Below are 23,942 nucleotides of genomic sequence, written 5' to 3' on the forward strand. Positions count from 1 at the left end.
TAGGCACAGCGCTTGCAACGGACCCTGCCGACAGTACCAACAGGAATTGACTGATGGCTTTGCTCTACTACCAAAACCTTCAACACCACCGCCCCGACGTTCTCATGCGCCGGGTTTTTCATGGCCTCAAAGACTTCAACGAGTTCCTTCAGGTCTCTGAGAAGCATCTCAGCAGCGACCACGCCGTCAAGCGGCTGGGCTGGGCGGCCGCCTTCCGGCCGGATGGCCTCGACGATAACCCCGCGGGCTTCTGGATCAGCCTGGAGCCGCCCGAAGACCGGCCCAGCGAACCGGAAGCGACCTTCCGTGCGTTTCTCGACGAAGACGCGCGCGAGGTCTACGAATCTGCTGCGCCCGATCGCCTGGGCGTGCAGTTCAGGTTCAATCGCCAGCGTTCCCTGCGCATCCTCGACCGCGACCCCGCCGGCCAGCGGCTGCTGCTGGAGCGCCAACCCAGCGAGAGCCAGTTATTGCTGCGCCCCAACACCAATACGCTCCGGCGCCAGCAGGAGGCCATCGCTTGCCTACAGGACACCCCTTCGGTCGGGCACCGTCCATTGCTGCGCCTGCTGGAGAGCCACGACCATGCGCGCTGGCCAGAGCTGGCTGCCCCTGCCCTGGCGGGCGACGCCTGGAAGCTGCTGCTGGATCTTGAACGCCCCGGTACCGACGAGCAGCGCCGCTTCGTCGAACAGGCCTTGCACACCACTGATTTCATGTTGCTGGAAGGCCCGCCAGGCTCTGGTAAAACCACCGCGATCTGCGAGCTGATCCTGCAGATGGCCGAACAGGGCAAGCGAGTACTGTTGTGTGCCTCGACCCACGTGGCCGTCGACAATGTCCTGGAAAAGCTCATGGACGCCCGCAACCGCCATCGCGACCAGATCATCCCCATCCGTATCGGCGATACCCGCAACGTTTCCGAAAAATCCCGCAAATGGCAGCTGGAGACTTTTCGCACAACCGAGCGCAAGCGCCTACAAGCGGCATTGAGCCGTCAGCAAAACCCGAGCCAGGCGCAACGGACACTGCTCGATGCGCTGCGCCAGGATGATCACGTGATCACTGAACTGGTCCTGAGCACCGCCAACCTGACCTGCGGCACCACCACAGGCATCCTGCAGCACCCGGACCTCAAGCGCAGGCACAGCAACCACCCTCCATACGACATGCTGATTCTCGACGAGGCCTCCAAGACCACGTTCCACGAATTTCTCGTCCCCGCCGTACTGGCAAAGCGCTGGGTCATCGTTGGCGATCCGCTGCAGCTCGCACCTTTCGTGGATGATCAGGCCATGGCAGCGAACCTTGACGCCTGCCTGCCCAAGGCAGGGCTGCGCAACGCCTGCGTCGATGCGTTCATGGCCCGCCATAAAAAGCGTGGCTGCGTGATCGCCAACCCCGACGCACAGGCGCGCCAGGCCTACATGGCTCAAGCCAACGCATTGGGGGTAAAGCTTGCCCAGGCGGAGGAGCCCGCCTCACTGGAGGATGCCTGGATCGTGCTGGGGGCAGGCGAAACCCTCGGCGCACGCCTGGATGAGCTGCCGCTGGATGCCACCCTTGTGCGCGGCCAAGCCCCGGCCATGCTCGAGCGCCGTGCAGCAGCAGCCCGCCGGCGGATCCCGCGCCTGAGTGTCGCAGAGCCCGTGCCAGACTGGAGTATGGAGGTTGCGTGGCGCATCAATGCCGAGTACGAGCAACGCCACGCCAGCCAGGACGACCGCTCAGAACAAACGCGCATAGCCCGCCAGATCGAGGCCTTGATGCCGGTCGAAGGTTCAGGGGCGACACCCGATCATGTGAACAGGAACGTCGATCGGGTACGCAAGGTGGTCCTGCCCTCGATCCTCGAATCCCTGCAGGAAGGGTTTGGCCGCAACCGGCAAGCACGAAACGGCAACGCGCTGAGCGACGGCCTGCCCGAGGCGGTCCTGGCTTCACGGCACGTACGGCTGAGTCATCAGCACCGCATGCACCCCGATATCGCGGCGTTTTCGCACCAGCATATCTATCAGGGCCAGGCGCTGTTCAGCCCGGCGCGTATGACCGCCGAGCGCACCTGGAGCTACGACCGGCACCCCACCACCTGGCGGCATGTCAAGGCACGCTACGATGGCCAAGCGGACAACAATCCGGCCGAGGTCGAAGAGCTCATCGCAGAACTCAAGCGCTTCGAGCGTTGGGCTGGTAAAAACCGCAGGGATGATGGCCACCCCTGGGAGGTCGCGGTGCTCACCTATTACCGCGGGCAGGAGCGGGCATTGCGCAACGCGCTACGCAAGTGGTCTGCCAACGGCCATGCCCAGCACCATTTCGCCAGGGGCGCGAAAGGCAGCCCGTTCATCACCCTGAACCTGTGCACCGTCGATCGTTTCCAGGGGCACGAAGCCGACTTGGTGCTGCTGTCGCTGGTACGCAATCACATAACCCCCTTCCTGCGCAGCCCGAACCGCCTGAATGTCGCCCTGACCAGGGCGCGCTACTGCCGGATCATCGTGGGCGATCGCCATGCCCTGGGTAAAGACAAGGACAGCCTGCTCGGCAAACTCGCCGCTGAAAAGACCTGGGAGACCTCGCTGCATGAAAAACACTGAAGCCGAACGCGGCGATATCGTCCTGAGCCGTCAGGTGAGCATTTTCTGCTGGCACGTGATCGGTGAGGTGGCGCGGGCCACCCAGCGCCCGGAGTTGCTGCCGCTGCTGCAACGGGCTGGCGTGAGGGAGGCCATCGACGCCCACGACATCGCCGTGCACCTGTTCTGCGAGCCCTCCCGCCAGGCTGCGGCCCAGCGCCTGCTGGACATCGCCTGCGGGCTAGGGTTGCTGCAACCGTTGCCGGAGCCCGGCGCACAGAGCACCAGGCGTCGCAGCTACAGCCTGACCGAACTCGGCCAGGACGCCTTGCAACGCCAGCAAGTGTTCGTGCCTGAGTACGCCTGCTGGCGGCTATGGGCCAGTGATGACCCCTTGTTGGAGTGCCCGGTGCTGCTGGTCGAACCGTTCGAGGAGCCCCGTGCCAGGCAGGATGTCTATAGCAAAGAGCCCCCAGCCCACGAGAAAATCCCGGCTTGGCTGAACCAGGCCCTGCGTAAGACCATCACGCCCCCAGGCAACAAGGAAGCGCTGCGCATCGAGCTTCTGGAAAAAAACCTGCAGCCGCAGAAGACCGAGGCGACGCTAGTTGCCACCTGGGACGTCGACCAGAGCTGTTTGCAGTTGCACGGCAATCTCGGTGGGACGCCCATCGATACCCCCTCCGATGCGCCGCAACTGAGCGCACAAGCCGTCTGGCAGGGGCTGCTGCAGTCGGCCGGGATGCTGGACGACTGGGATGATCAGGCGCGGGCATTGAAAAGGTCTTTCGACAGCAGCTCGGATGCCGAGCGCAACAGCCTGCGTGGCGACCTGCGCGTACCCGCGCCGGAGCTTGCCGAGCTAGGTAGTTTTGATGACCTGCGCATCGCCCGCGTGGCACTGACTCCGCGCTCGCACGACGATGCCCAGCGCTGGGCACGATGGCGCCTGCTGGAGCACGTCAATCACTATGCCAGCAGCGAACGCTTCAACACCTGGACTGTGCAGGCCTACGCCCCCTTCCTCAGCTTCGAGCTGAGCGCCCCCCGGCGCAAGGATCTTGCCGAGCAGACCTGGCAGCAACGAGAAAACAGCCGCGCCACCACCCTCTGGCACCTGGTTGCCGCTGAAGATTGGGGACTGTGATGAACACCAAGATGACCAACCCCTGGGTACGCACCCACACCGAAGTGCTCGACCAACGTGCCTTACCCATGCCTGCAGCATGGCAAGGGGCCCGGGCGCAGCGCCTGCCAACCTCGGAGATAGGCCACTCGATCCACGTTTCCGGCAACCAGGGCGCATTGCGCGCCGAACTGATCGCACTGCTGGATCAGGCAGTGGACATGGCCGTGATCTGCAGCTTCCTGATCGCAGACCCCGTCTTCGAGGCAGCGCTGAAGGCCACCGCCGAGCGTGGCGTACGAGTGTATGTGATGGTGGCCTCGGAAGCGCGCCTGGGCAGGGAACCGAACCAGGGCGAGTTCGACCAGAAGACCCACGCGCACCACAAGGCGATGCTCAAGGCATTGGGCAAGTCCGTGCTTTTCCGTACGGCTGCGCACTTTCACGCCAAGGTCGTCCTGATCGACCCCTACACCCGGCCGGCCGGCATCCTGCTCACCGCCAACCTCACGGAGGGCGCCCTCACGCGCAACGAAGAACTCGCAGTGCGCCTGAGTCCGACACAAGCCGAGGGCATCGCCGGGTACCTGCGCTGGGCTATGTGGCAAACGGCGGAGCATGAATTGCTCGACGGCCACGACTTCAAGGCTGCCAAACCCGTCAAGGGCGTGCAGCACCCAGTACCCCAGGCCGGCATCCGCGCCACCACGGCCGAGCACAAAGGCATCGCTGAACATCTGCTGTATGCGTTGAACAACGCCCCAACCCAGATCATCATCAGCAGCTTCGGCTGGGACCTGCGACATCCGGTGGTCGAACTACTGTGCCAGCGCGCCCGTGAAGGGCTGAAGGTGACGGTGCTAGCACGGATACGCCCGTCGGCCATGCCAGCGCTGTTGGCACTCGCCGAAAGCGGTGCGCAGGTTCACGGTTTCAAGTGGTTGCATGCCAAGGCACTGTGGACCGATGCCGGAGACGCCATGGTGATGTCGGCAAACCTGGAGCCGCACGGACTGGACGATAGCTTCGAGCTTGGCGCGCTGCTGGATGCGCACCAGTCCGAAGAGCTCAAGCAGCGCCTGCTGCACTGGCAGGCCGTCGCGCCCTGGCGGTTGTTGCCAGCTCCCGTGCTGGGGGACCTCAGTGGGGAGGTGCAACTGTGGCGCAACGGTCGGCTGGACCAGATACAGATCGTGACCGTCGCTGAAGTCAATCTGGGCGAGGTAGTTGCCGAGTCCGCCCATCGCCTGGAGGCGCCCCGCCCGGAAGTATCCAAGCCTGAGCCAGCGCACCAGTTGAAATGCAACTGGACAGTCACCGCCCCTTACAGCAACCCGAAGGCCAGCCCTCACATGCGCCCCGCGCAAGGCAAGGAAAAACCTCGCCCATACACCCCCAACGTACTGCGCGAACCAAGCGGGCGCCTCACGGTAGCGATCAGCCAACCAAGCGAGCTGGACTCCGCCGTCCAACTGCTCGGTGAAATCGGTGCTGCCGCCGTAGTCATCGACAGCAGGTCACGCCAATGAGCGATACGCTACTTTGCTGGCATGCGGAACGAGCCGGTCTGGTGGTACTGGAAGGCGCGCTCGGCAAGTTTGCCGAGCTTGGCGTCCGGATCAGCCGGGTCATTTATCTGGTCCATACGCACAGCGCTGCCGACATCCCGCGCAGCATCGACGGTGCGCACATCGAATCGATCAGGATCGAACTGCCTGACCCTACTCAGCACCAGGCCATCCATGACTCGATCCAGCGCCAGGTACTACCCAAGTTGAAGCACGTCGAAGGTTGTCTGCACCTGAACCTCTCGCCGGGTACTCCTGCGATGCACAGCGTCTGGTTGATTCTGCATGCCGGCGGGGCATTTGCACCCGGCACGCGCTTATGGTCATCCCAACCCGGTCGGCTTGATGCCGTGCAATTTGAGGTCAGCACCTACCTCGCAGAGGTACGTCGGCAACAGCGGTTGAAGCCGAGCGTGCCATCCTACGATCCAGAAGCACGTTCGACAGCACGGCGCGAGGCAATGAATTGCCTGTTCCGCTATGCCCGGGTGGCAGGGGCTCCGTTGCTGATACTGGGAGAGCGCGGCACTGGCAAGAGCCGTCTTGTGGAAACCCAGGTGGCAACGCTCAAGCAGCGACAGGGCAAAGTAGTCACCCTCGCCTGTGGCGGCCTGGAATCGAGCCTGGCGGAAAGCATGTTGTTTGGCCACATCAAGGGCGCCTTTACTGGCGCTGCGCAAGCGCGCGATGGCCTGCTCGCGCAGGCCAGTGGCGGCATTCTGTTTCTTGATGAAATCCAAGATCTACCACGGCCCGTGCAGCGCCAGCTGGTGAGGGTGTTCCAAGATCGTCAGCGACGCTACCGCCCCATCGGCAGTGACAATGAGATCAGCGTCGACTTCGAACTGGTCTGTGCCTCGAACCTGTCTATGACCCAACTGCGCGAGCGGTTGGACGAGGACCTGTGTGATCGCCTGAGCCACCTTTGCGTGTCGCTGCCCGCCTTACGCGAATGCCGCGAAGACCTTCAGGAAGATTGGCAACGAGTCTGGGCAGATTGCCGCGTTGACGTAAGGCTTCCAGCGGTCGCCCCTTGGTCGCAGGCACTGCAAAAGCGGCTGGCGGAACACCCTCTGACTGGCAATCTGCGGGATTTACAACGCTTGGCGGCACTCTGCATGGCCTGGTTCGAACCTGGCAATCCGACCCACTGGCTGGACACAGCGCTTCAACAGTGGTCCCTTGCCGACCAAAGCCCGCCAACGCCCGAGCCGGTTCGGACAGGCAGCCGTGAGGAACAAACCAGGCGGTTTCAGGCGGAGCTGGCACTACAAACCAAAGCCACTAAAGGAAGTTGGAAGGCCGCCGCGAAAGCATTAGGCTGCAGCGTAAAAACGCTGCAGCGCGATACCGAGGGATACTAACGTACTACAGCGGAGCTCGCAGGGCCGATAGCAGCCTCGCGTGAGCAGTTGCTATCGACCCGAAGGTTGAGCCTCAAATCTCGGACAGATGTCTGAGCATAGGACCTTTTACTCCTAGCCTGCTTAACAGCTCCTGAAAGCCCCCAAACTAACTATCCCCCCCGATGCAGGTGCTACATGGGTGTCGCAGTCAGCGCGCGACAAAATTGATACTCACAAAGCAAGAACCAGTGGTGGCACAAAAAGTGGCACAAAATTCCAGTCACCGACAAAACACCCGCCCATAAAAAAATCCAGTCACCGCTAAGTGACTGGATTTTCTAGGGTTTTTTGGTCGGGACGGAGTGATTCGAACACTCGACCCCTTGCACCCCATGCAAGTGCGCTACCGGGCTGCGCTACGCCCCGACGATGCTTCCGAATGACCGAAAGCGGGAGGAACTATACATTAAGCTTTTGAAATAAGGCAACTTTTTCTTCGTCTTACTTCTTCAGCACGTGCAATACATCCTCGAGCTCGGCAATCATCTGTTTGATCAGCTGACGATACTGGGTGGTGTCGTCCTTGGCTTCGTCACCGGAAAGGCGCTGCCGCGCTCCGCCGATGGTAAAGCCCTGATCGTACAGCAGCGCTCGAATCTGCCGAATCATCAGCACGTCCTGGCGCTGGTAATAGCGGCGGTTGCCCCGCCGCTTGACCGGGTTGAGCTGTGGGAATTCCTGTTCCCAGTAACGCAGAACGTGGGGTTTGACCGCGCAGAGTTCGCTGACCTCACCGATAGTGAAGTAGCGTTTGCCGGGAATTGCCGGTAGTTCGTCGTTATGACTTGGTTCCAGCATAGGCCTCGACCCTGGCTTTCAATTTTTGCCCTGGACGAAAGGTGACCACACGGCGAGCCGTGATCGGAATCTCCTCTCCTGTTTTCGGGTTGCGGCCCGGTCGCTGGCGCTTGTCGCGCAAGTCGAAGTTACCGAACCCGGAAAGCTTGACCTGTTCGTTCAACTCAAGAGCCTGGCGGATCTCTTCAAAAAACAGCTCCACCAGTTCCTTGGCTTCCCGTTTGTTCAGGCCGAGCTCTTCATACAGACGTTCCGCCATTTCAGCTTTCGTCAGAGCCCCCATACGCTACTTCCTTAACGTGGCGTTGAACCTTTGTTCGAGGCAGGTGAGGATGTTTTGCGTGGTAGTACTCACCTCATCGTCATTAAGAGTGCGCGATGGATGTTGCCAGGTCAAGCCGACGGCAAGGCTTTTTCTATGCGGATCAATACCTTTACCGTGATAGACGTCAAATAGCTTGAGGTCCGTCAGCCATTCACCTGCTGTTTCCCGTATAGCTGACAGCACGGCTTCGGCCGGCTGCTCGCGATCGACCAGCAAGGCCAGGTCGCGACGCACCTCGGGGAAGCGCGACAGCTCGCTGAATGCCGGCATGCGACCGGCGGCAACTTCCGCCAGCACCAGCTCGAAGAGGAAGACCGGCTGATCCAGTCCCAGAGTCTTGGCCAGCTCCGGGTGCAGGGCACCGATGAAACCAACCAGGCGCCCTTCCCGCTCGATGCGAGCGGTCTGGCCTGGATGCAGGGCGGGATGCTCACCAGGCACGAAGCTGAAGGCATCGGCCGCACCGGCATATCCCAGCAGCGCCTCTACATCGGCCTTCAGATCATAAAAGTCGACGCTCTCGCGGCTGTTGGCCCAACCTTCCGGCAGGCGGCTGCCACTGATCACGCCAGCGAACATGGCTTCCTGCTGCAGACCTTCCAGTTGACCGACGAAACGCAGGCCACTTTCGAACAGGCGTACGCGCGATTGCTGGCGGTTGAGGTTGTGCTGCAGCGCCTTGACCAAGCCCGGCCACAACGACGAGCGCATCGCGGCCATGTCGGCAGAGATCGGATTGGCCAGTTGCAGCGGCTCCACACCGGGCGTGAACAGTTCGAACAGTTTGGGATCGATGAAGCTGTAGGTGATCGCCTCCTGATAACCGCGAGCAACCAGCAGGCGACGCAACGCGGGCAGCTCGGCACGCGCCTCGGCTCTGGATTGGGGCGCAAGACGCGCCTGCGGATAACGCACCGGCAGGCGGTTGTAGCCGTACAGGCGGCCCAGCTCTTCGATCAGGTCCACTTCCAGGCTGATATCGAAGCGGTGGCTCGGCACGCTGACCTGCCATTGACCGGCGCCCTGCGCGCTGATGTCCAGCCCCAACGCAGTAAGCAAGCGCTCGACTTCAGCGCCGTCCATGTCCATGCCCAACATCTGGCTGATGCGCTCGGCACGCAGGGTGATCGGCGCTACTTTCGGCAGATCGGCCTCGCTGCACGCTTCGATGATCGGGCCGGCTTCGCCACCAACGATGTCCAGCAGCAGCTCGGTCGCACGCTCCATTGCCTGGCGCGCCAGCTGCGAATCCACACCACGCTCGAAGCGGTGCGAGGAATCGGTGTGCAGGCCATAGGAACGAGCCTTACCGGCAACAGCGATGGTGTCGAAGAAGGCGCTTTCCAGGAACAGGTCACGGGTTTTGTCGCTCACGCCGCTGTGCTCACCGCCCATCACGCCAGCGATGGCCAGGGCACGGCCATGATCGGCGATCACCAGGGTGTCGGCGCGCAAGCTGACTTCCTGACCGTCGAGCAGCACCAGCTTCTCGCCCTCTTCAGCCATACGCACACGAATGCCACCGTTGATCTCGGCAAGATCAAAAGCATGCATTGGCTGGCCCAACTCAAGCATCACGTAGTTGGTGATGTCCACCGCCGCATCGATGCTGCGGATATCGGAACGACGCAGGCGCTCAACCATCCACAGCGGAGTCGGACGAGACAGATCGACGTTACGGACAACACGACCGAGGTAACGCGGGCAGGCCTTGGGCGCCAGCACCTCGACCGGACGCACTTCGTCGTGCGCCGGCGCAACGGCCTTGATCGCGACTGGCGAAACTGCGGCGCTGTACATCGCACCGACCTCACGAGCCAGGCCGGCCAGCGACAGGCAGTCACCGCGATTGGGGGTCAAACCGATCTCGATGCTGACATCGTCCAGGCCCAGGTAGACGCGGATGTCCTGACCGACCGGGGCGTCCGCCGCCAGCTCCATCAGACCGCTATTGTCTTCGCTGATCTGCAGTTCGGAAGCCGAGCACAACATGCCCTGGGACTCCACGCCACGCAGCTTGGCCTTTTTGATCTTGAAGTCGCCCGGCAGCTCGGCGCCGATCATGGCGAAGGGAATCTTGATGCCGGCACGTGCATTCGGCGCACCGCAGACGACCTGGAAGCTCTCGCTACCGTTACTCACCTGGCATACGCGCAGCTTGTCGGCATCCGGGTGCTGCTCGGCACTGAGGATCTCACCGACCACCACACCACTGAAGGCACCAGCAACCGGTTGTACGGCGTCGACCTCGAGGCCGACCATGGACAGGCGCGCGACCAGGTCATCGCGGGATACGTCGGGGTTCACCCAGCTGCGCAGCCACTGTTCACTGAATTTCATGTTGTCTGTTCTCCTTAAACGAATTCGATCACGAAAGACGGCTAGCGAAATTGCGCCAAAAACCGCAGGTCGTTATCGAAGAACAGGCGCAAGTCATTGACGCCATAACGCAGCATGGCCAGGCGCTCGACGCCCATGCCGAAGGCGAAACCGGAATATTTCTCTGGATCAATACCGCTCATGCGCAGCACGTTCGGGTGCACCATGCCGCAGCCCATCACTTCCAGCCAGCCGGTCTGCTTGCATACGCGGCAGCCCTTGCCCGAGCACATCACGCACTGCATGTCGACTTCGGCCGACGGCTCGGTGAACGGGAAGAAGGACGGCCGGAAACGCACGCCCAGCGGTTTTTCGAAGAACACTCGGAGGAACTCCTCAATGGTGCCCTTCAGGTCGGCGAAGCTGATGCCCTCATCGACCAACAAGCCTTCGACCTGGTGGAACATCGGCGAGTGGGTGATATCGGAATCGCAGCGATAGACGCGGCCGGGGCAGACAATGCGGATCGGCGGCTGCTGCGATTCCATGGTGCGCACCTGCACCGGCGAGGTGTGAGTGCGCAGCAACATGTTCGCGTTGAAATAGAAGGTGTCGTGCATCGCCCGCGCCGGGTGGTGGCCAGGGATGTTGAGCGCCTCGAAGTTGTGGTAGTCGTCCTCGACTTCCGGCCCTTCGGCGACACTGAAACCGATATGAGTGAAGAACTGTTCGACCCGCTCGAGCGTGCGGGTGACCGGGTGCAGACCGCCAGAGGCCTGGCCGCGGCCTGGCAGAGTCACGTCGATACGCTCGGACGCCAGCTTTTCGGCGAGCAGAGCCTGCTCAAGCACGGACTTGCGGGCACTCAGGGCGTCTTGCACCTGGTTCTTGGCAGTATTGATCAGGGCACCGGCCTTCGGCCGCTCTTCGGCCGACAGCTTGCCCAGAGTCTGCATCAGGGCGGTCAGCTCGCCTTTCTTGCCAAGGTATTGGACCCGGAGCTGTTCCAGGGCGTTGACATCTTCGCTTTGTTGCACGGCCTCGAGCGCTTGGGAGACCAATGCATCCAGATTTTCCATTTACAGACTCCAGATACGAAATAGGGGAAGAGCTGTTAAGGCTCTTCCCCTATCTTTGACGTTGCCACCGGGCGAACCCGGTGATTGTCGGGGGACTTAAGCCAGAACGGCCTTAGCTTTCTCGACAATCGCAGCAAACGCCGCTTTTTCGTTCACTGCCAGATCAGCCAGAACCTTACGGTCGATTTCGATCGACGCTTTCTTCAGGCCAGCGATCAGACGGCTGTAGGACAGACCGTTGACGCGAGCACCAGCGTTGATACGAGCGATCCACAGTGCACGGAACTGACGCTTGCGCTGACGACGGTCACGGTAGGCGTATTGGCCTGCCTTGATCACCGCCTGCTTGGCGACGCGGAACACGCGCGAACGCGCACCGTAGTAGCCCTTGGCGAGCTTCAGGATTTTTTTGTGACGAGCACGAGCGATAACGCCACGCTTAACACGAGCCATGAGTAATTACCTCTAAGTATCTTGACCGATTAACGAACGCGCAGCATGCGCTCGACTTTTGCAACGTCCGACGGACCGATCAGCGAGCTGCCACGCAGCTGGCGCTTACGCTTGGTGGACATCTTGGTCAGGATGTGGCTCTTGAAAGCGTGCTTGTGCTTATAACCCGAAGCAGTCTTCAGGAAGCGCTTTGCAGCACCGCTCTTGGTTTTCATTTTTGGCATGTTTAGTACTCCGCATTCATTAACAACTGATAACCATCAGGCCTGCCAGTGCCCGGGAGGTTATTTACGCTTCTTGGGAGCGATGACCATCATCAGCTGGCGTCCTTCCAGCTTAGGATGCTGTTCTACGGTGCCAAGCTCGATCAGGTCCTGTTCGACCCGCTTGAGCAGCTCCATACCCAGCTCCTGGTGGGCCATCTCACGGCCGCGGAATCGAAGCGATACCTTGGCCTTGTCCCCATCTTCAAGGAAACGTATCAGGTTGCGTAGTTTTACCTGATAATCCCCTTCTTCCGTCCCTGGACGAAACTTGATCTCTTTGATCTGTTGCTGGTGCTGGTTCTTCTTCGCCGCAGCAGCCTGCTTTTTCTTTTCGAACAGGTGCTTGCCGTAGTCCATGATGCGGCAAACCGGTGGCACCGCGTCTGCGGAAATTTCCACCAGATCCAGCTTGGCTTCCTCGGCAGCGTTCAACGCTTCGTCGATGGAAACCACACCAATCTGCTGGCCGTCAGCGCCAATCAGACGAACTTCACGCGCAGTGATGTTCTCGTTGATCGGCGCCTTGGGGGCGGCCCGCTTGTCCTGTCTCATATCACGCTTAATAGTTCTTACTCCAAATCTTGGCGACCACGCCGGGAAACCGCTTGCTGCAACTGCGCGGCGAATTGCTCGAGAGGCATTGACCCAAGGTCGACGCCTTCGCGGGTGCGCACAGCAACGGATCGTGTCTCGACTTCCCGATCTCCGATGACCAAGAGATAGGGAACCTTGAGCAAGGTATGCTCGCGGATTTTAAAGCCGATCTTTTCGTTTCTCAAGTCAACCTTGGCACGAAAACCGCTTTGATTGAGAGTTTTCTCTGCTTCGCGGGCAAAATCGGCCTGTTTATCGGTGATATTCATGATCACCGCCTGGGTCGGAGCCAACCACGCTGGGAAAGATCCGGCGTAATGCTCGATCAACATACCAATGAAGCGTTCGAACGAACCAAGGATCGCACGGTGCAGCATGACGGGGCGCTTGCGGTTGTTGTCTTCGGCGATATAGCTGGCGTCCAGGCGCTCGGGCAGGTTCGGATCGTACTGCAGCGTACCGCACTGCCAGTTACGACCCAGGCAGTCGCGCAGAGTGAACTCGATCTTCGGACCATAGAAAGCGCCCTCGCCCGGCTGGTATTCCCACTCAAGGCCGGATTCGTTCAGCGCATCGGCCAGCGCACCCTCGGCACGATCCCACAACTCCTCGGAGCCCACGCGCTTGGCCGGACGAGTCGAGAGCTTCATGGCGATGTCGGTGAAGCCGAAATCCTTGTAGACATCGAGCGTCAGCTTGATGAAGTCGGCCGCCTCCTTCTTCACCTGCTCCTCGGTGCAGAAGATATGCGCATCGTCCTGTACGAAACCACGCACACGCATGATGCCGTGCAGCGCGCCGGACGGCTCATTACGGTGACAGGCACCGAACTCGGCCAGACGCAGCGGCAGGTCACGGTAGGACTTCAGCCCCTGGTTGAACACCTGCACGTGGCACGGGCAGTTCATCGGCTTGACCGCATAGTCGCGGTTTTCCGATGCGGTGGTGAACATGTTCTCGGCATAGTTGGACCAGTGGCCGGAGCGCTCCCAGAGGATGCGATCGACCACTTGTGGCGTCTTGATCTCCTGGTAGCCGTTCTCACGCTGCACCTGGCGCATGTACTGCTCCAGCACCTGATAGACAGTCCAGCCATTGGCGTGCCAGAACACCATACCCGGCGCTTCTTCCTGCAGATGGAACAGGTCCAGCTGCTTGCCGATGCGACGATGATCGCGCTTCTCGGCCTCTTCGATGCGCTGGATATAGGCAGCCAGCTGCTTCTTGTCCGCCCAGGCAGTACCGTATACGCGCTGCAGCTGCTCGTTCTTCGAGTCGCCGCGCCAGTAGGCGCCGGAAATACGGGTCAGCTTGAAAGCCTTGAGGAAACGGGTATTGGGCACGTGCGGACCGCGGCACATGTCGACGTACTCTTCATGGAAGTACAGCCCCATGGCCTTCTCGTCCGGCATGTCGTCAATCAGGCGCAGTTTGTATTCCTCGCCACGCGACTTGAACAGCTCGATCACCTCGGCACGCGGCGTCATCTTCTTGATGACGTCGTAGTCCTTGTCGATCAGCTCGGCCATGCGCTTCTCGATGGCCGCCATGTCTTCCGGCGTGAAGGGACGATCGATGGCGATGTCGTAATAGAAGCCCTCATCGATGACCGGACCGATCACCATCTTGGCGTTCGGGTACAGCTGCTTGACCGCATGCCCAACCAGGTGAGCACAGGAGTGGCGGATGATTTCCAGCCCCTCTTCATCCTTCGGCGTGATGATCTGCAGGGTGGCGTCGGCATCGATAATGTCGCAGGCATCGACCTGCTTGCCATTCACCTTGCCTGCCAGGGTGGCCTTGGCCAGACCCGCACCAATGGATTGAGCAACCTCCAGCACGGATACCGGATGATCGAACGAACGCTGACTGCCGTCGGGAAGAGTAATGATGGGCATGGCGCCTCCTCTCCTAGTGGTGACCCCTACCAAAGGTCACGTGGGTTGGGATGAGCCAGGAAGCGATTCGGCGGTATGTCTGCCCAACGATAGCAGGAGCCCGAAGACCAACCAGACCGAACCAGAGTCACTGGAAGTAAAGAGCGGGGATACTTTCAGAAAGCCTGAGCCCTGACAAGCCGCCGCTTGAAAACAAACCACTTATCACCCAATAAAATTCGGGCAATAAAAAAGGGGTCGCCTGGCGACCCCTTTTTATCGATTTGGTAGGCACAATTGGACTCGAACCAACGACCCCCACCATGTCAAGGTGGTGCTCTAACCAACTGAGCTATGTGCCTTCGATGGGTGCGCATTCTACGCAGATCTTTTTGGCCGTCAACAGATTTTTTCGCTAACTCACTGAAATAATCCAATTTTTTATTCGAAGCAGAAACGTTGAATATTTTGCACGGGCACTAGCCGGGCATTTTCAACTCAGGTAGCATCGATTCATTCGTAAAAAATAAAGAACAGAGGTTCAAGATGGCGCACACGGCATATCCACAATCCTATTACGCCGCTTCTGCCAACAACGCCCCGCAACGCCCCGCCCTGCAGGGCGAGGTGGAGACCGATGTGTGCATCATCGGCGCTGGCTATACAGGCCTGTCCACTGCGCTGTTTCTGCTGGAAAACGGCTTCAAGGTCAGCATCGTCGAAGCGGCCAAGGTCGGCTTCGGCGCTTCCGGTCGCAACGGCGGACAGATCGTCAACAGCTACAGCCGCGACATCGACGTGATCGAACGCACGGTCGGCCCCAAGCAGGCGCAACTGCTCGGGCAGATGGCCTTCGAGGGCGGGCGCATCATTCGTGAGCGCATCGCCAAGTACGACATTCAGTGCGATCTGAAGGACGGCGGCGTGTTCGCCGCGCTCACCGGTAAGCAAATGGGCCACCTGGAGTCGCAGAAGAAGCTGTGGGAGCGCTACGGCCACACCCAGCTGGAGCTGATGGACGCCAAACGCATCCGCGAAGTGGTTGCCACAGACAACTACGTCGGCGGCATGCTGGACATGAGCGGTGGTCATATCCATCCGCTGAATCTGGCTCTGGGCGAGGCTGCTGCCGTGGAGTCGTTGGGCGGCGTGATCTATGAACAATCCCCGGCCATACGCATCGACCGAGGCGCCAACCCGGTGGTGCACACGCCCGAAGGCCGCATCAAGGCCAAGTTCGTGGTGGTCGCCGGCAATGCCTATCTCGGTAATCTGGTGCCGGAGCTGGCGTCCAAGTCGATGCCTTGCGGCACCCAGGTGATCACCACCGAGCCATTGTCCGATGAAGTCGCTGCCAGCCTGCTGCCGCAGGATTACTGCGTCGAGGACTGCAACTACCTGCTCGACTACTACCGCCTTACCGGCGACAAACGCCTGATCTACGGTGGTGGCGTGGTCTATGGTGCGCGCGACCCGGCCAATATCGAAGCGATCATTCGCCCGAAGATGCTCAAGACCTTCCCGCAGTTGAAGGACGTGAAGATCGATTTCGCCTGGACCGGCAACTTCCTGCTCACGCTATCGCGCCTGCCTCAGGTCGGCCGTATCGGCGACAACATCTACTACTCGCAGGGTTGCAGCGGCCATGGTGTGACCTACACGCATCTGGCCGGCAAGGTGCTGGCCGAAGCCCTGCGTGGTCAGGCCGAACGCTTCGATGCCTTCGCCGGTCTGCCGCACTACCCCTTCCCGGGCGGCCGCCTGTTCCAGGTGCCGTTCAGCGCCATCGGCGCCTGGTACTACACGCTGCGTGACAGGCTGGGTGTGTAAGCGACGCTCGAAAAAAACGGCGCCCTGGGGCGCCGTTTTCATTCGCTTTCATGGACAGGCCGGCAAGGCCTGACACTGCCCACCTGAACCACTGGCTTTCGGCGGTGCAGCGAAGCGTGCATCCTCCGGCGCCAGGCGCTGAGCACAGGCCTGAGCCTGCTGCGCCTCACGTGCACAGCCCTGCTCGCCCATTAGCTGAGACAGGTTGAGCCAGCCCGCGGCGAAACCTGGCTCGCGCTTCAGACTCTCTCGCAGCGCCTGCTCGGCGCCCTTGCGATCATCATCGGCATAACGGCTATTGCTCAGGGCGAACCAAGGCAAGGCCTGTTCCGGCCAGGCCTCGGTAGCGCGACGATAGGCCCGCCGTGCAGGCTGGGCATTGCCGGTTTGCTCGAGATCGTTGGCGGCCTTCATCCAGACGTGCATGTCGGCCTGTGCCGGCAGGCGCTCCGGCGGCAGGGTCAACACCGCCCAACGACCGCCCCGCGCCCAGGTTCGGTCGAAACTGGCGAAGCTGTCTTCGAGCCGGCGCGTGGTGCCGGAACGCAGGATCAGCGTGCGCTCACGGCGGTCGTAGCCGACCACCACGGCGAAATGCCACTGCGGATAGAAGTCGAACGCCAGGTTCTGCAGCACCAGCACCGGATTGCCGGCCGCGACCTCTGCCAGTACTGCGTCCAGCCGCGGTTGCAGCGGGTACACCAGCATTTCGTGACTGCGCGCCGCGGCGACCATCTCGACCTGCAGACTGCCTTCACGGCTGGGGAGATAGACCTTGTCCTTGAGCACACCCGGCGTGGTCATCAGACCGCGCTGGTTGAGCATGGTGGCAAGAGCCGCCGGCCCGCACTGGAATGCGGCCTGAGGAAAAAAGGGAACGTCGGTGAGCTCCACCCGTTCAGGCAGACGCGCGGTCTCCGGTGATAACACCGGAGACCGCGCGCAGGCTGTAAGTAGAACGATCGAAGCGATACAGCAGAGACGAATCAGCGATTTATGCATTTGACGAAATTGAAGATGTTGGTGGCGCACAGCATATCAGTGATGATGAAGATCACCAGAAACAACACGATGATGCCCACCACACCGGCACCGGCAGGCGCCTGATCGAGCTGCTGGTTGAACTGCGCCAGTTCGGCCGGGGTCAGGCTGGCGATACGCGACTCGACCTGCTCGCGATCGACGCCCATGGCGACCAGCTTGTCCTTGACCTGTTCGTCATCGAGCATGGCCATCAACTGTTCCTGATCGACCTTGTGCTGCTGCTCGGCGATCACCTCATGGGTGCCGATCATCGCGGCGTTGGCAGCGGGAATCTGCACCACCAGCAGCAGATGGAACAGCGCGGTAATGGCGGCCAGACGGCGCATAACGGGGTTCATGGCAATTGTCATTGTGGTTATCTCCTGAGGGACGAGGTAGCCAATAGACACCATCGAAATCACTCAGGTTCACTTGGCCAGATGCACTCGTTCAGGTTTCAGTCAGCAGCTGGCTGAGTACCGCACGCAACTTGCCCGGCTTGACCGGCTTGTTCAGCAGGGGCGCGCCCAATGCCTGCAACTCGCGACGACAGGCATCGCTGCGGTCGGCGCTGATGATCAGTGCCGGAATTGACCTGGCAAACTCATCACGTAGCTGCCGAATCACCTGGCACCCGAGCACGCCGTGATCGAGGTGATAATCCGCCAGGATCACGTCGGGCGCCCTGCCCTGCAGACGCTGCAAGGCCTGGTTAAGATCGACCGCCGTGACCACTTCGCAGCCCCACTGCCCGAGCAACGCCTGCATGCTGTGCAGGATGTCCACTTCGTTGTCGATCACCAGCAGGCGCCGCCCCGGCAGAGGATTGCCAAGCACCGGCTGCGCAACGGCGTGTACCTGCCGCAGCGGCAGCTTCTCGGCCAGGGGTACACGAATGCTGAACACCGAACCGCGTCCCGGCTGCGAACGCACCTCTATCGGGTAACCAAGCATGCGCGCGATACGCTCGACGATGGCCAGCCCCAGGCCGACGCCCTTGCGCTCGGCGGCGCGGCCGACTTCCAGCTGGTTGAACTCAAGGAAGATCTTGTCCAGCTGATCGGCGGCAATACCGCGCCCGCTGTCCCATACCTGCAGCTCGACGAAGGCCCCTCGGCGCCGCGCGCCAAGCAGCACACCACCGCGGTCGGTGTAGCGGCAGGCGTTACTGAGGAAGTTACGCAGGATACGTGTGAGCAGGCGAAAGTCGGTGCGTACCGCACAGTCGGCGATGTGCACACGCAGACGCAGGCCACTGGAACTGGCGACGCTGTCGAACTCCGATGCCAGCGGCGCCAGCAGCTCTTCCAGGCGATAGACGTCGACGTCCGGCTTGATCGCAGCCTGGTCCAGCTTGGAGATATCCAGCAGATCAGCGAGCAGATCCTCGGCACCTTCCAGCGCCAGATGGCTGCGTTCCACCAGATTGTGCTCGGCGCTCGGCAATTCGCGTTCACGCAAGGTAGAAATCAGCAAGCGCGCGGCATTGAGCGGCTGCAGCAGGTCGTGGCTGGCCGCGGCCAGGTACTTGTCCTTGCTGCGGTTGGCTGCCTCGGCGGCGTCGCGCGCCTCGCGCAGGGCCAGTTCGATGCGCTCGCGCTCCTCGATCTGCCGTTGCAGGTTGCGGTTGGACTCGAGCAGCTCGAAGGTGCGAGCGGCGACGCGGCGTTCCAGTTCGTCATTGAGCTGCTGCAGGCGTTTCTGCGCTTGCTTGCGCTCGGTGATGTCGGCGACGAAGCCCTCGAAGACGCCATCGCCCTCAGGCTTGAGCAGCAAATTCATCAGCACGTCGATGGTGCTGCCATCGCGCCGGCGCAGGCGCGTTTCGTAACCGAGCAGAGCCTGCCCCTGGCTCAGGCGCTCACGAATCAGCGTCAGCTCATCGAAGCCGCCAACGAACAGGTGCCGGGCCAGATCGTCCGGTGCCCAGAGCACCTGCTGCGGATCGTCATAGCCAAGCATGCGCGCCATCGCCGGATTGGCCGCCAGCACGCCGTCCTGCAGGCTGGCCTGGATGATGCCGTGTACTGCGTGCTCGAACAGCCACTTGTAGCGGTTGCGCTCGGTTTCCAGCTCTTCCAGGCGCGCCAGCAGCTCGGGATAGTGACTCTTGCGCGCCGACTGGCTACCGAGACCGAGCAGCCCGGCCAGCGCTTCGTCAGAGCGCCTCGCCATAGACCACCTCGACGTCACGCTGGGTCGACTCGCGCGGGTTGGTGAGGATGCACGGGTCGTCCATGGCATGACTGGACAAAAACGGAATGTCCGAAGTGCCGACGCCATGCAGCGCCAGGGTTTCGCGGAAGCCCACGGCATGCTTGAAGGCGATCAGATGCTCGACCAGACGCTGGCGAATCTGTGCGTGATTCAGACCGCGGCAGTCGATGCCGAGGGTTTCGGCGATGACCTTGAAACGCTCCGGCGCCGCGCTGTAGTTGAAGGCCACCACGTGCTCGATCAATACCGCATTGCACAGGCCGTGTGGCAGATCGAGGAAGCCGCCGAGGCTGTGGCTCATGGCATGCACCGCGCCGAGGATCGCGTTGGAGAAGGCCAGACCGGCCTGCATGCTGCCGAGCATGATCTTCTCGCGCAGAGCGATGTCGCCCGGGTTGGCGATCATTTGCACCAGGTTGCCGTTGATCAGGCGCATGGCTTCCAGCGCGTGCGGGTCGGTCAGCGGGCCGTGGCCGGTGGAGACGAACGCCTCGATGGCATGCACCATCGCGTCGATACCGGTGCAGGCCGACAGGAACGGATCCATGCTCAGGGTGGTTTCCGGGTCGATCAGCGACACGTCCGGTACCACCGCCTTGCTGACGATGGAGAACTTCATCCGCTCCTGCTGATTGGAGATGATCACGAACTGCGAGACATCGGCCGAAGTGCCGGCAGTGGTCGGAATCAGGATCAGCGGCGGGCTGGGCACGCGAATGGTGTCCACACCTTCGAATTCGAGAATGCTGCGACCATGGGCAACGACGATGCCGATGCCCTTGGCGCAGTCCATCGGGCTGCCGCCACCGACCGCGACGATGACGTTGCAGCCTTCGCTGCGATACAGCTCGGCGCCTTCCATCACCTCTTCCACACGCGGGTTGGGTGAGACCTTGGTGTACAGGCAGTAGGCGATGCCCTGAGCCTGGAGACTGGCTTCGACGTCACCGGCCCAACCAGCAGCGACCACACCGGGATCGGAGACGATCAGCACCTTGCGCGCACCGAAGGTCTTGGCGTAATTGCCGACGTTATGCCGGGAGCCGGCGCCGAAGATGATCTCGGGGGAAACGAACTTTCGCAGCTGATTCAATTCGTGGCTCATACAACGGCCTGAAATTTCTTGTTATGGAATGGCGCTCAGCCTACTGCATTGCCGGTTTTATGCAATGCGACCTCCGTTCAGATCAGCCGCCGATAGAAGGCGTGTTCGGCGCGCAAGGCCTCGGCCAGATTGGCCGCCTGACGGAAACCATGGCGTTCTTCGGCGAACAGGTGATATTCCACCGGTAAATCTCGGCTGCGCAGCGCCTCGACCATGGTTTCGGTCTGGCTTGGCACCACCACGGCGTCCAGCGCGCCCTGGAAGAAAATCACCGGCGCCCTGATCCTGTCGGCCTGCAACAGCGGCGTACGGCTTCGATACCGCTCGGCATCCTGCTGCGGGTCGCCGATCAGCCAGTCCAGATAATCCGCCTCGAACTTGTGGGTGACCCGGCGCAGCGCCAGCGGGTCGCTGACGCCATAGAGACTGGCGCCGCCACGCAGCTGCGGCAGTTCGGCCAGCGCGCGCAACGCGCTGAAACCGCCAGCGCTGCCGCCGCGCACGAAGACTCGCTGCGGGTCGATACGGCCGTCGCCGGCCAGTGCTTCGATGGCTGCACGAATGTCCTCGACCTCCAGCTCGCCCCACCCGCCCGCCAGACGCAGGCGATAGGCGCGACCATAACCGCTGCTGCCGCGGTAGTTGAGGTCGAGCACGGCGAAGCCGCGCAGCGTCCAGAACGCGATGCGCGGATCGAACACCGGGTAGCAGGCTGAAGTGGGGCCTCCATGGAGGAAGATCACCAGCGGCGGACACGCGGGCTCACCAATCGGCGCATAGAAAAAACCATGGCAGCGCTCGCCCTCGCCCGCCGCACAGGTCAACGGCTGCGGCCGTGATAACTGTTCTTCAGCCAGCGGCTGAGCGCCACCGGCCAGCAGCCGTACTGCACCATTGCTGCGGCCGATGGCGAGTACCGCCGGCAGGCGATCCGGCGCAGCAGCGATGCAGTAGAAGTGGCTGGCATCGGCGGCCAGAGAGCGGAAGCGAGTAAAATTTTCGGCCAGCTGCGGCTCTGGGTAAGGCTCCGCCGCGCCTACCAGCAGAATGCCGACGCCCTGCTCGAAACGCGTCAGCAGAAACTCATCATTCTCTAGCGGCAGATAGGTGCGGCCGCCCAGTTGCCAGGGTGCCGGGGCGTGATCGCAGGGAGCGCCCTGAGGTTGCGCTTGCCCATCGACACACCAGGGTTGCCACCAGCCCGCTTTGTCGCTCAACACCCACAGCCGGCCCTGCGCATCGAAACGTGGCTGCTGCAGAGCCTGATCGCTGCCCTGCCCGGCCAGCACGCGGGTACGTTCGCCGGACTCGCGCTGGCACAGGCGCGTGGCGACCCAGGGCTGGTAGGGGCGATCCCATTCGATCCAGGCCAGACGCTGGCCAGTGGAGTCAGCCACCGGCGCGGCATAGAAGTCCGCGCCCTCGATCAGCACCTGGCGATGACCGGTGAGACCGATACGCACCAGGCGATGCACGACCGCGCCCGCCTCGTGGCTTTCCTCCACGGCCAGCAGCGCCTGCCAGGCGGGCACGAAGGACAAATCGCCGTAGCGGCAATTGACGCGATCCGTGAGCGCCTGTGGCTCAATATTCGTAGGAGCGGCTGGGCGGCATTCCGCTTCAGCCGCAATTTCTCTTGAATCAGCAAGATTCGCGGCTGAAGCCGCTCCTACGGGAGAGGGTGTGATCAACAGATGGTAGATCTGCTGATCACGCTCATTGACGAAAGCTGCGCCCCGCTCCGTGGCGCAGCAGTTGCCGCCGCCGTACTCATACACACGGCTGCGCACGGAAAACCCCGGCGGCGTCAGCTCGCGCACCACCCCGTCACGACAGAAGAACAGTCCGCACCGCGCCAGCCCGGGATCGAATGCCACCCACAGCACACCGCCATGGGCAGCGTGCAGCTCGGCAAAATCGGCGCTGGCGGCCGCGGCCTGTTCGGCGCTCCAGATCGAGTCCGGGTCGCTCACGCCTTGCATATGATCCGCGAAGCCTTCTCGTTGCGGTACTGCAGGGCATCCAGCCCCAGCGGCGCCTCATCGGCCTGGCGGCGCGCGGCGAGAATCACCTCATGGTGCGCCGACTTGCTGCACACCGGGTCGGCGTTGCTGGCATCGCCGGTGAGCATGAAGGCCTGGCAGCGACAGCCGCCGAAATCCTTGTGCTTTTCATCGCAGCTGCGGCAGGGCTCGGGCATCCAGTCGTCGCCGCGGAAGCGGTTGAAACCGAAGGAATGCCGCCAGATATGTTCGACGCTGTGCTCGCGCACATTGGGAAACTGCACCGGCAGCTGCCGCGCGCTGTGACAGGGCAGCGCGGTGCCGTCCGGGGTGATGTCGAGAAACAGATTGCCCCAGCCGTTCATGCAGGCCTTGGGCCGCTCCTCGTAATAGTCCGGGGTGACGAATATCAGCTTGCACGGGTGATTTTCGGCCGCCAGCTTGTCGCGCCACTGGTTGGTGATGCGCTCGGCGCGCTCCAGTTGCGCGCGAGTCGGCAGCAGCCCCGCGCGGTTGAGTTCCGCCCAGCCGTAGAACTGGCAGGTGGCAAGCTCGACGAAATCCGCCTCCAGCTCCAGGCACAGCTCGATGATGCGCTCGATATTGTCGATGTTGTGCCGGTGGGTGACGAAGTTGAGCACCATCGGGTAGCCGTGGGCCTTGACCGCGCGGGCCATGGCCAGCTTCTGCGCGAAGGCCTTCTTCGAGCCGGCCAGCAGGTTGTTCACCTCCTCGTCGGCGGCCTGGAAGCTGATCTGGATATGATCGAGCCCGGCGTCGGCGAATTCGGCAATACGTGCTTCGGTCAGGCCAATACCGGAGGTGATCAGGTTGGTGTAGTAGCCCAGGCCGCGCGCCGCCGCGATCAGCTCGGCCAGATCCTGACGCACCAGCGGTTCGCCGCCGGAAAAGCCCAGCTGCGCGGCGCCCAGCTCACGGGCCTGGCGAAACACCTCGATCCACTCGGCAGTGCTGAGTTCGGCGCCCTGCTTGGCGAAGTCCAGGGGATTGGAGCAGTACGGGCACTGCAGCGGGCAACGATACGTCAGCTCGGCCAGGAGCCAAAGCGGTGGCCCTGGTTCATGACCTGCTTTAGCGAAGCTCGATCCAGAACTGTGCATGGGCCACCTCGATAAAGGCCAGGATGTCTTCGTCGATGCCGGGCACATCGGGGAAGCGCTGGTGCAGGTTGTCGATGATCTCGGCCACCGAACGCTTGCCATCGACCTGCTGGAGAATCTCACCGGCACTGTCGTTGAGCTTGATCATGCCTTCCGGATAGAGCAGCACATGGCAGCCCTGCGCCGGTTCGAACTGCAGGCGAAAGCCCCGGCGAATCATCGGCACGTGATGCGAAGTCAGGGTGGTCATGTCGGG

The 23,942-nt window shown here is 61.9% G+C and carries 20 protein-coding genes and 2 tRNA genes; 5 read left to right on the forward strand and 17 right to left on the reverse strand.

The window, feature by feature from the left end:
* Nucleotides 1-53: 53 nt before the first annotated feature.
* The 4 genes from GYB81_RS09215 to GYB81_RS09230 are packed head-to-tail and all read left to right on the forward strand — an operon-like array spanning nt 54 to nt 6,634.
* Nucleotides 54-2,597, forward strand: a complete 2,544-nt coding sequence (locus GYB81_RS09215; RefSeq protein ID WP_161897808.1) for a DEAD/DEAH box helicase family protein — start codon at nt 54-56, stop codon at nt 2,595-2,597.
* Complete coding sequence (locus tag GYB81_RS09220; RefSeq protein WP_161897809.1) at nt 2,584-3,723, forward strand: hypothetical protein; 1,140 nt, start codon at nt 2,584-2,586, stop codon at nt 3,721-3,723. Before GYB81_RS09215 ends, GYB81_RS09220 begins: the two co-directional genes overlap by 14 nt.
* Nucleotides 3,723-5,231: a phospholipase D-like domain-containing protein gene (locus GYB81_RS09225; protein WP_161897810.1), complete on the forward strand. Its 1,509-nt coding sequence runs from the start codon at nt 3,723-3,725 to the stop codon at nt 5,229-5,231. The genes GYB81_RS09220 and GYB81_RS09225 overlap by 1 nt, the downstream gene beginning before the upstream one ends.
* The gene (locus GYB81_RS09230; protein ID WP_161897811.1) at nt 5,228-6,634 is read left to right on the forward strand and encodes a sigma-54-dependent transcriptional regulator; all 1,407 of its coding nucleotides are present in this window, start codon (nt 5,228-5,230) and stop codon (nt 6,632-6,634) included. The genes GYB81_RS09225 and GYB81_RS09230 overlap by 4 nt, the downstream gene beginning before the upstream one ends.
* Nucleotides 6,635-6,965: 331 nt before the next feature.
* Here the strand turns inward: GYB81_RS09230 and GYB81_RS09235 are convergent.
* The 10 genes from GYB81_RS09235 to GYB81_RS09280 all read right to left on the reverse strand — a co-directional run bounded on the left by GYB81_RS09235 (nt 6,966) and on the right by GYB81_RS09280 (nt 14,749).
* A tRNA-Pro gene (locus GYB81_RS09235) sits at nt 6,966-7,042 on the reverse strand.
* 75 nt (nt 7,043-7,117) lie between these two features.
* On the reverse strand, nt 7,118-7,474 hold the full coding sequence (locus GYB81_RS09240) for a MerR family transcriptional regulator (protein WP_013716019.1): 357 nt from the start codon (nt 7,472-7,474) through the stop codon (nt 7,118-7,120).
* Complete coding sequence (gene ihfA / locus GYB81_RS09245; protein ID WP_003243414.1) at nt 7,455-7,757, reverse strand: integration host factor subunit alpha; 303 nt, start codon at nt 7,755-7,757, stop codon at nt 7,455-7,457. Before ihfA ends, GYB81_RS09240 begins: the two co-directional genes overlap by 20 nt.
* A gap of 3 nt (nt 7,758-7,760) precedes the next feature.
* Nucleotides 7,761-10,139 carry a phenylalanine--tRNA ligase subunit beta gene (pheT, locus tag GYB81_RS09250; RefSeq protein WP_161867748.1) on the reverse strand — a complete coding sequence of 793 codons (2,379 nt, stop codon included), beginning with the start codon at nt 10,137-10,139 and terminating at the stop codon, nt 7,761-7,763.
* Nucleotides 10,140-10,180: 41 nt separating this feature from the next.
* On the reverse strand, nt 10,181-11,197 hold the full coding sequence (gene pheS, locus GYB81_RS09255; protein WP_161867749.1) for a phenylalanine--tRNA ligase subunit alpha: 1,017 nt from the start codon (nt 11,195-11,197) through the stop codon (nt 10,181-10,183).
* A gap of 96 nt (nt 11,198-11,293) precedes the next feature.
* Nucleotides 11,294-11,650, reverse strand: coding sequence for a 50S ribosomal protein L20 (gene rplT, locus GYB81_RS09260; protein ID WP_003243409.1), 357 nt, complete (start codon nt 11,648-11,650; stop codon nt 11,294-11,296).
* 29 nt (nt 11,651-11,679) lie between these two features.
* Complete coding sequence (gene rpmI / locus GYB81_RS09265; protein ID WP_003243407.1) at nt 11,680-11,874, reverse strand: 50S ribosomal protein L35; 195 nt, start codon at nt 11,872-11,874, stop codon at nt 11,680-11,682.
* A gap of 60 nt (nt 11,875-11,934) precedes the next feature.
* Entirely contained in the window at nt 11,935-12,468 is a 534-nt protein-coding gene (gene infC / locus GYB81_RS09270) for a translation initiation factor IF-3 (RefSeq protein ID WP_161867750.1), read from the reverse strand.
* A gap of 17 nt (nt 12,469-12,485) precedes the next feature.
* A complete protein-coding gene (thrS, locus tag GYB81_RS09275) occupies nt 12,486-14,408 on the reverse strand; it encodes a threonine--tRNA ligase (RefSeq protein WP_161867751.1) in 1,923 nt (640 codons plus the stop codon).
* 264 nt (nt 14,409-14,672) lie between these two features.
* Nucleotides 14,673-14,749, reverse strand: a tRNA-Val gene (locus GYB81_RS09280).
* Nucleotides 14,750-14,933: 184 nt separating this feature from the next.
* Here GYB81_RS09280 and GYB81_RS09285 point away from each other — a divergent pair.
* Nucleotides 14,934-16,217, forward strand: coding sequence for an NAD(P)/FAD-dependent oxidoreductase (locus GYB81_RS09285; protein ID WP_161867752.1), 1,284 nt, complete (start codon nt 14,934-14,936; stop codon nt 16,215-16,217).
* A 48-nt stretch (nt 16,218-16,265) separates the two neighbouring features.
* Here GYB81_RS09285 and GYB81_RS09290 read toward each other — a convergent pair whose 3' ends face one another.
* The 7 genes from GYB81_RS09290 to pqqD all read right to left on the reverse strand — a co-directional run bounded on the left by GYB81_RS09290 (nt 16,266) and on the right by pqqD (nt 23,936).
* Entirely contained in the window at nt 16,266-17,219 is a 954-nt protein-coding gene (locus GYB81_RS09290; RefSeq protein WP_233787537.1) for a PA2778 family cysteine peptidase, read from the reverse strand.
* The gene (locus GYB81_RS09295; protein WP_161867754.1) at nt 17,204-17,611 is read right to left on the reverse strand and encodes a PA2779 family protein; all 408 of its coding nucleotides are present in this window, start codon (nt 17,609-17,611) and stop codon (nt 17,204-17,206) included. The genes GYB81_RS09290 and GYB81_RS09295 overlap by 16 nt, the downstream gene beginning before the upstream one ends.
* 79 nt (nt 17,612-17,690) lie before the next feature.
* Nucleotides 17,691-19,415 carry a hybrid sensor histidine kinase/response regulator gene (locus GYB81_RS09300; protein WP_161867755.1) on the reverse strand — a complete coding sequence of 575 codons (1,725 nt, stop codon included), beginning with the start codon at nt 19,413-19,415 and terminating at the stop codon, nt 17,691-17,693.
* Nucleotides 19,399-20,562, reverse strand: a complete 1,164-nt coding sequence (gene ercA, locus GYB81_RS09305; protein ID WP_161867756.1) for an alcohol dehydrogenase-like regulatory protein ErcA — start codon at nt 20,560-20,562, stop codon at nt 19,399-19,401. The genes GYB81_RS09300 and ercA overlap by 17 nt, the downstream gene beginning before the upstream one ends.
* A gap of 77 nt (nt 20,563-20,639) precedes the next feature.
* Nucleotides 20,640-22,544 carry a S9 family peptidase gene (locus tag GYB81_RS09310; protein WP_161867757.1) on the reverse strand — a complete coding sequence of 635 codons (1,905 nt, stop codon included), beginning with the start codon at nt 22,542-22,544 and terminating at the stop codon, nt 20,640-20,642.
* Entirely contained in the window at nt 22,532-23,686 is a 1,155-nt protein-coding gene (gene pqqE / locus GYB81_RS09315) for a pyrroloquinoline quinone biosynthesis protein PqqE (protein ID WP_161867758.1), read from the reverse strand. The genes GYB81_RS09310 and pqqE overlap by 13 nt, the downstream gene beginning before the upstream one ends.
* Nucleotides 23,658-23,936, reverse strand: coding sequence for a pyrroloquinoline quinone biosynthesis peptide chaperone PqqD (gene pqqD / locus GYB81_RS09320; protein ID WP_024308567.1), 279 nt, complete (start codon nt 23,934-23,936; stop codon nt 23,658-23,660). The genes pqqE and pqqD overlap by 29 nt, the downstream gene beginning before the upstream one ends.
* Between the last annotated feature and the right edge of the window lie 6 nt (nt 23,937-23,942).

This window comes from Pseudomonas yangonensis, assembly GCF_009932725.1.
Lineage (GTDB): Bacteria > Pseudomonadota > Gammaproteobacteria > Pseudomonadales > Pseudomonadaceae > Aquipseudomonas > Aquipseudomonas yangonensis.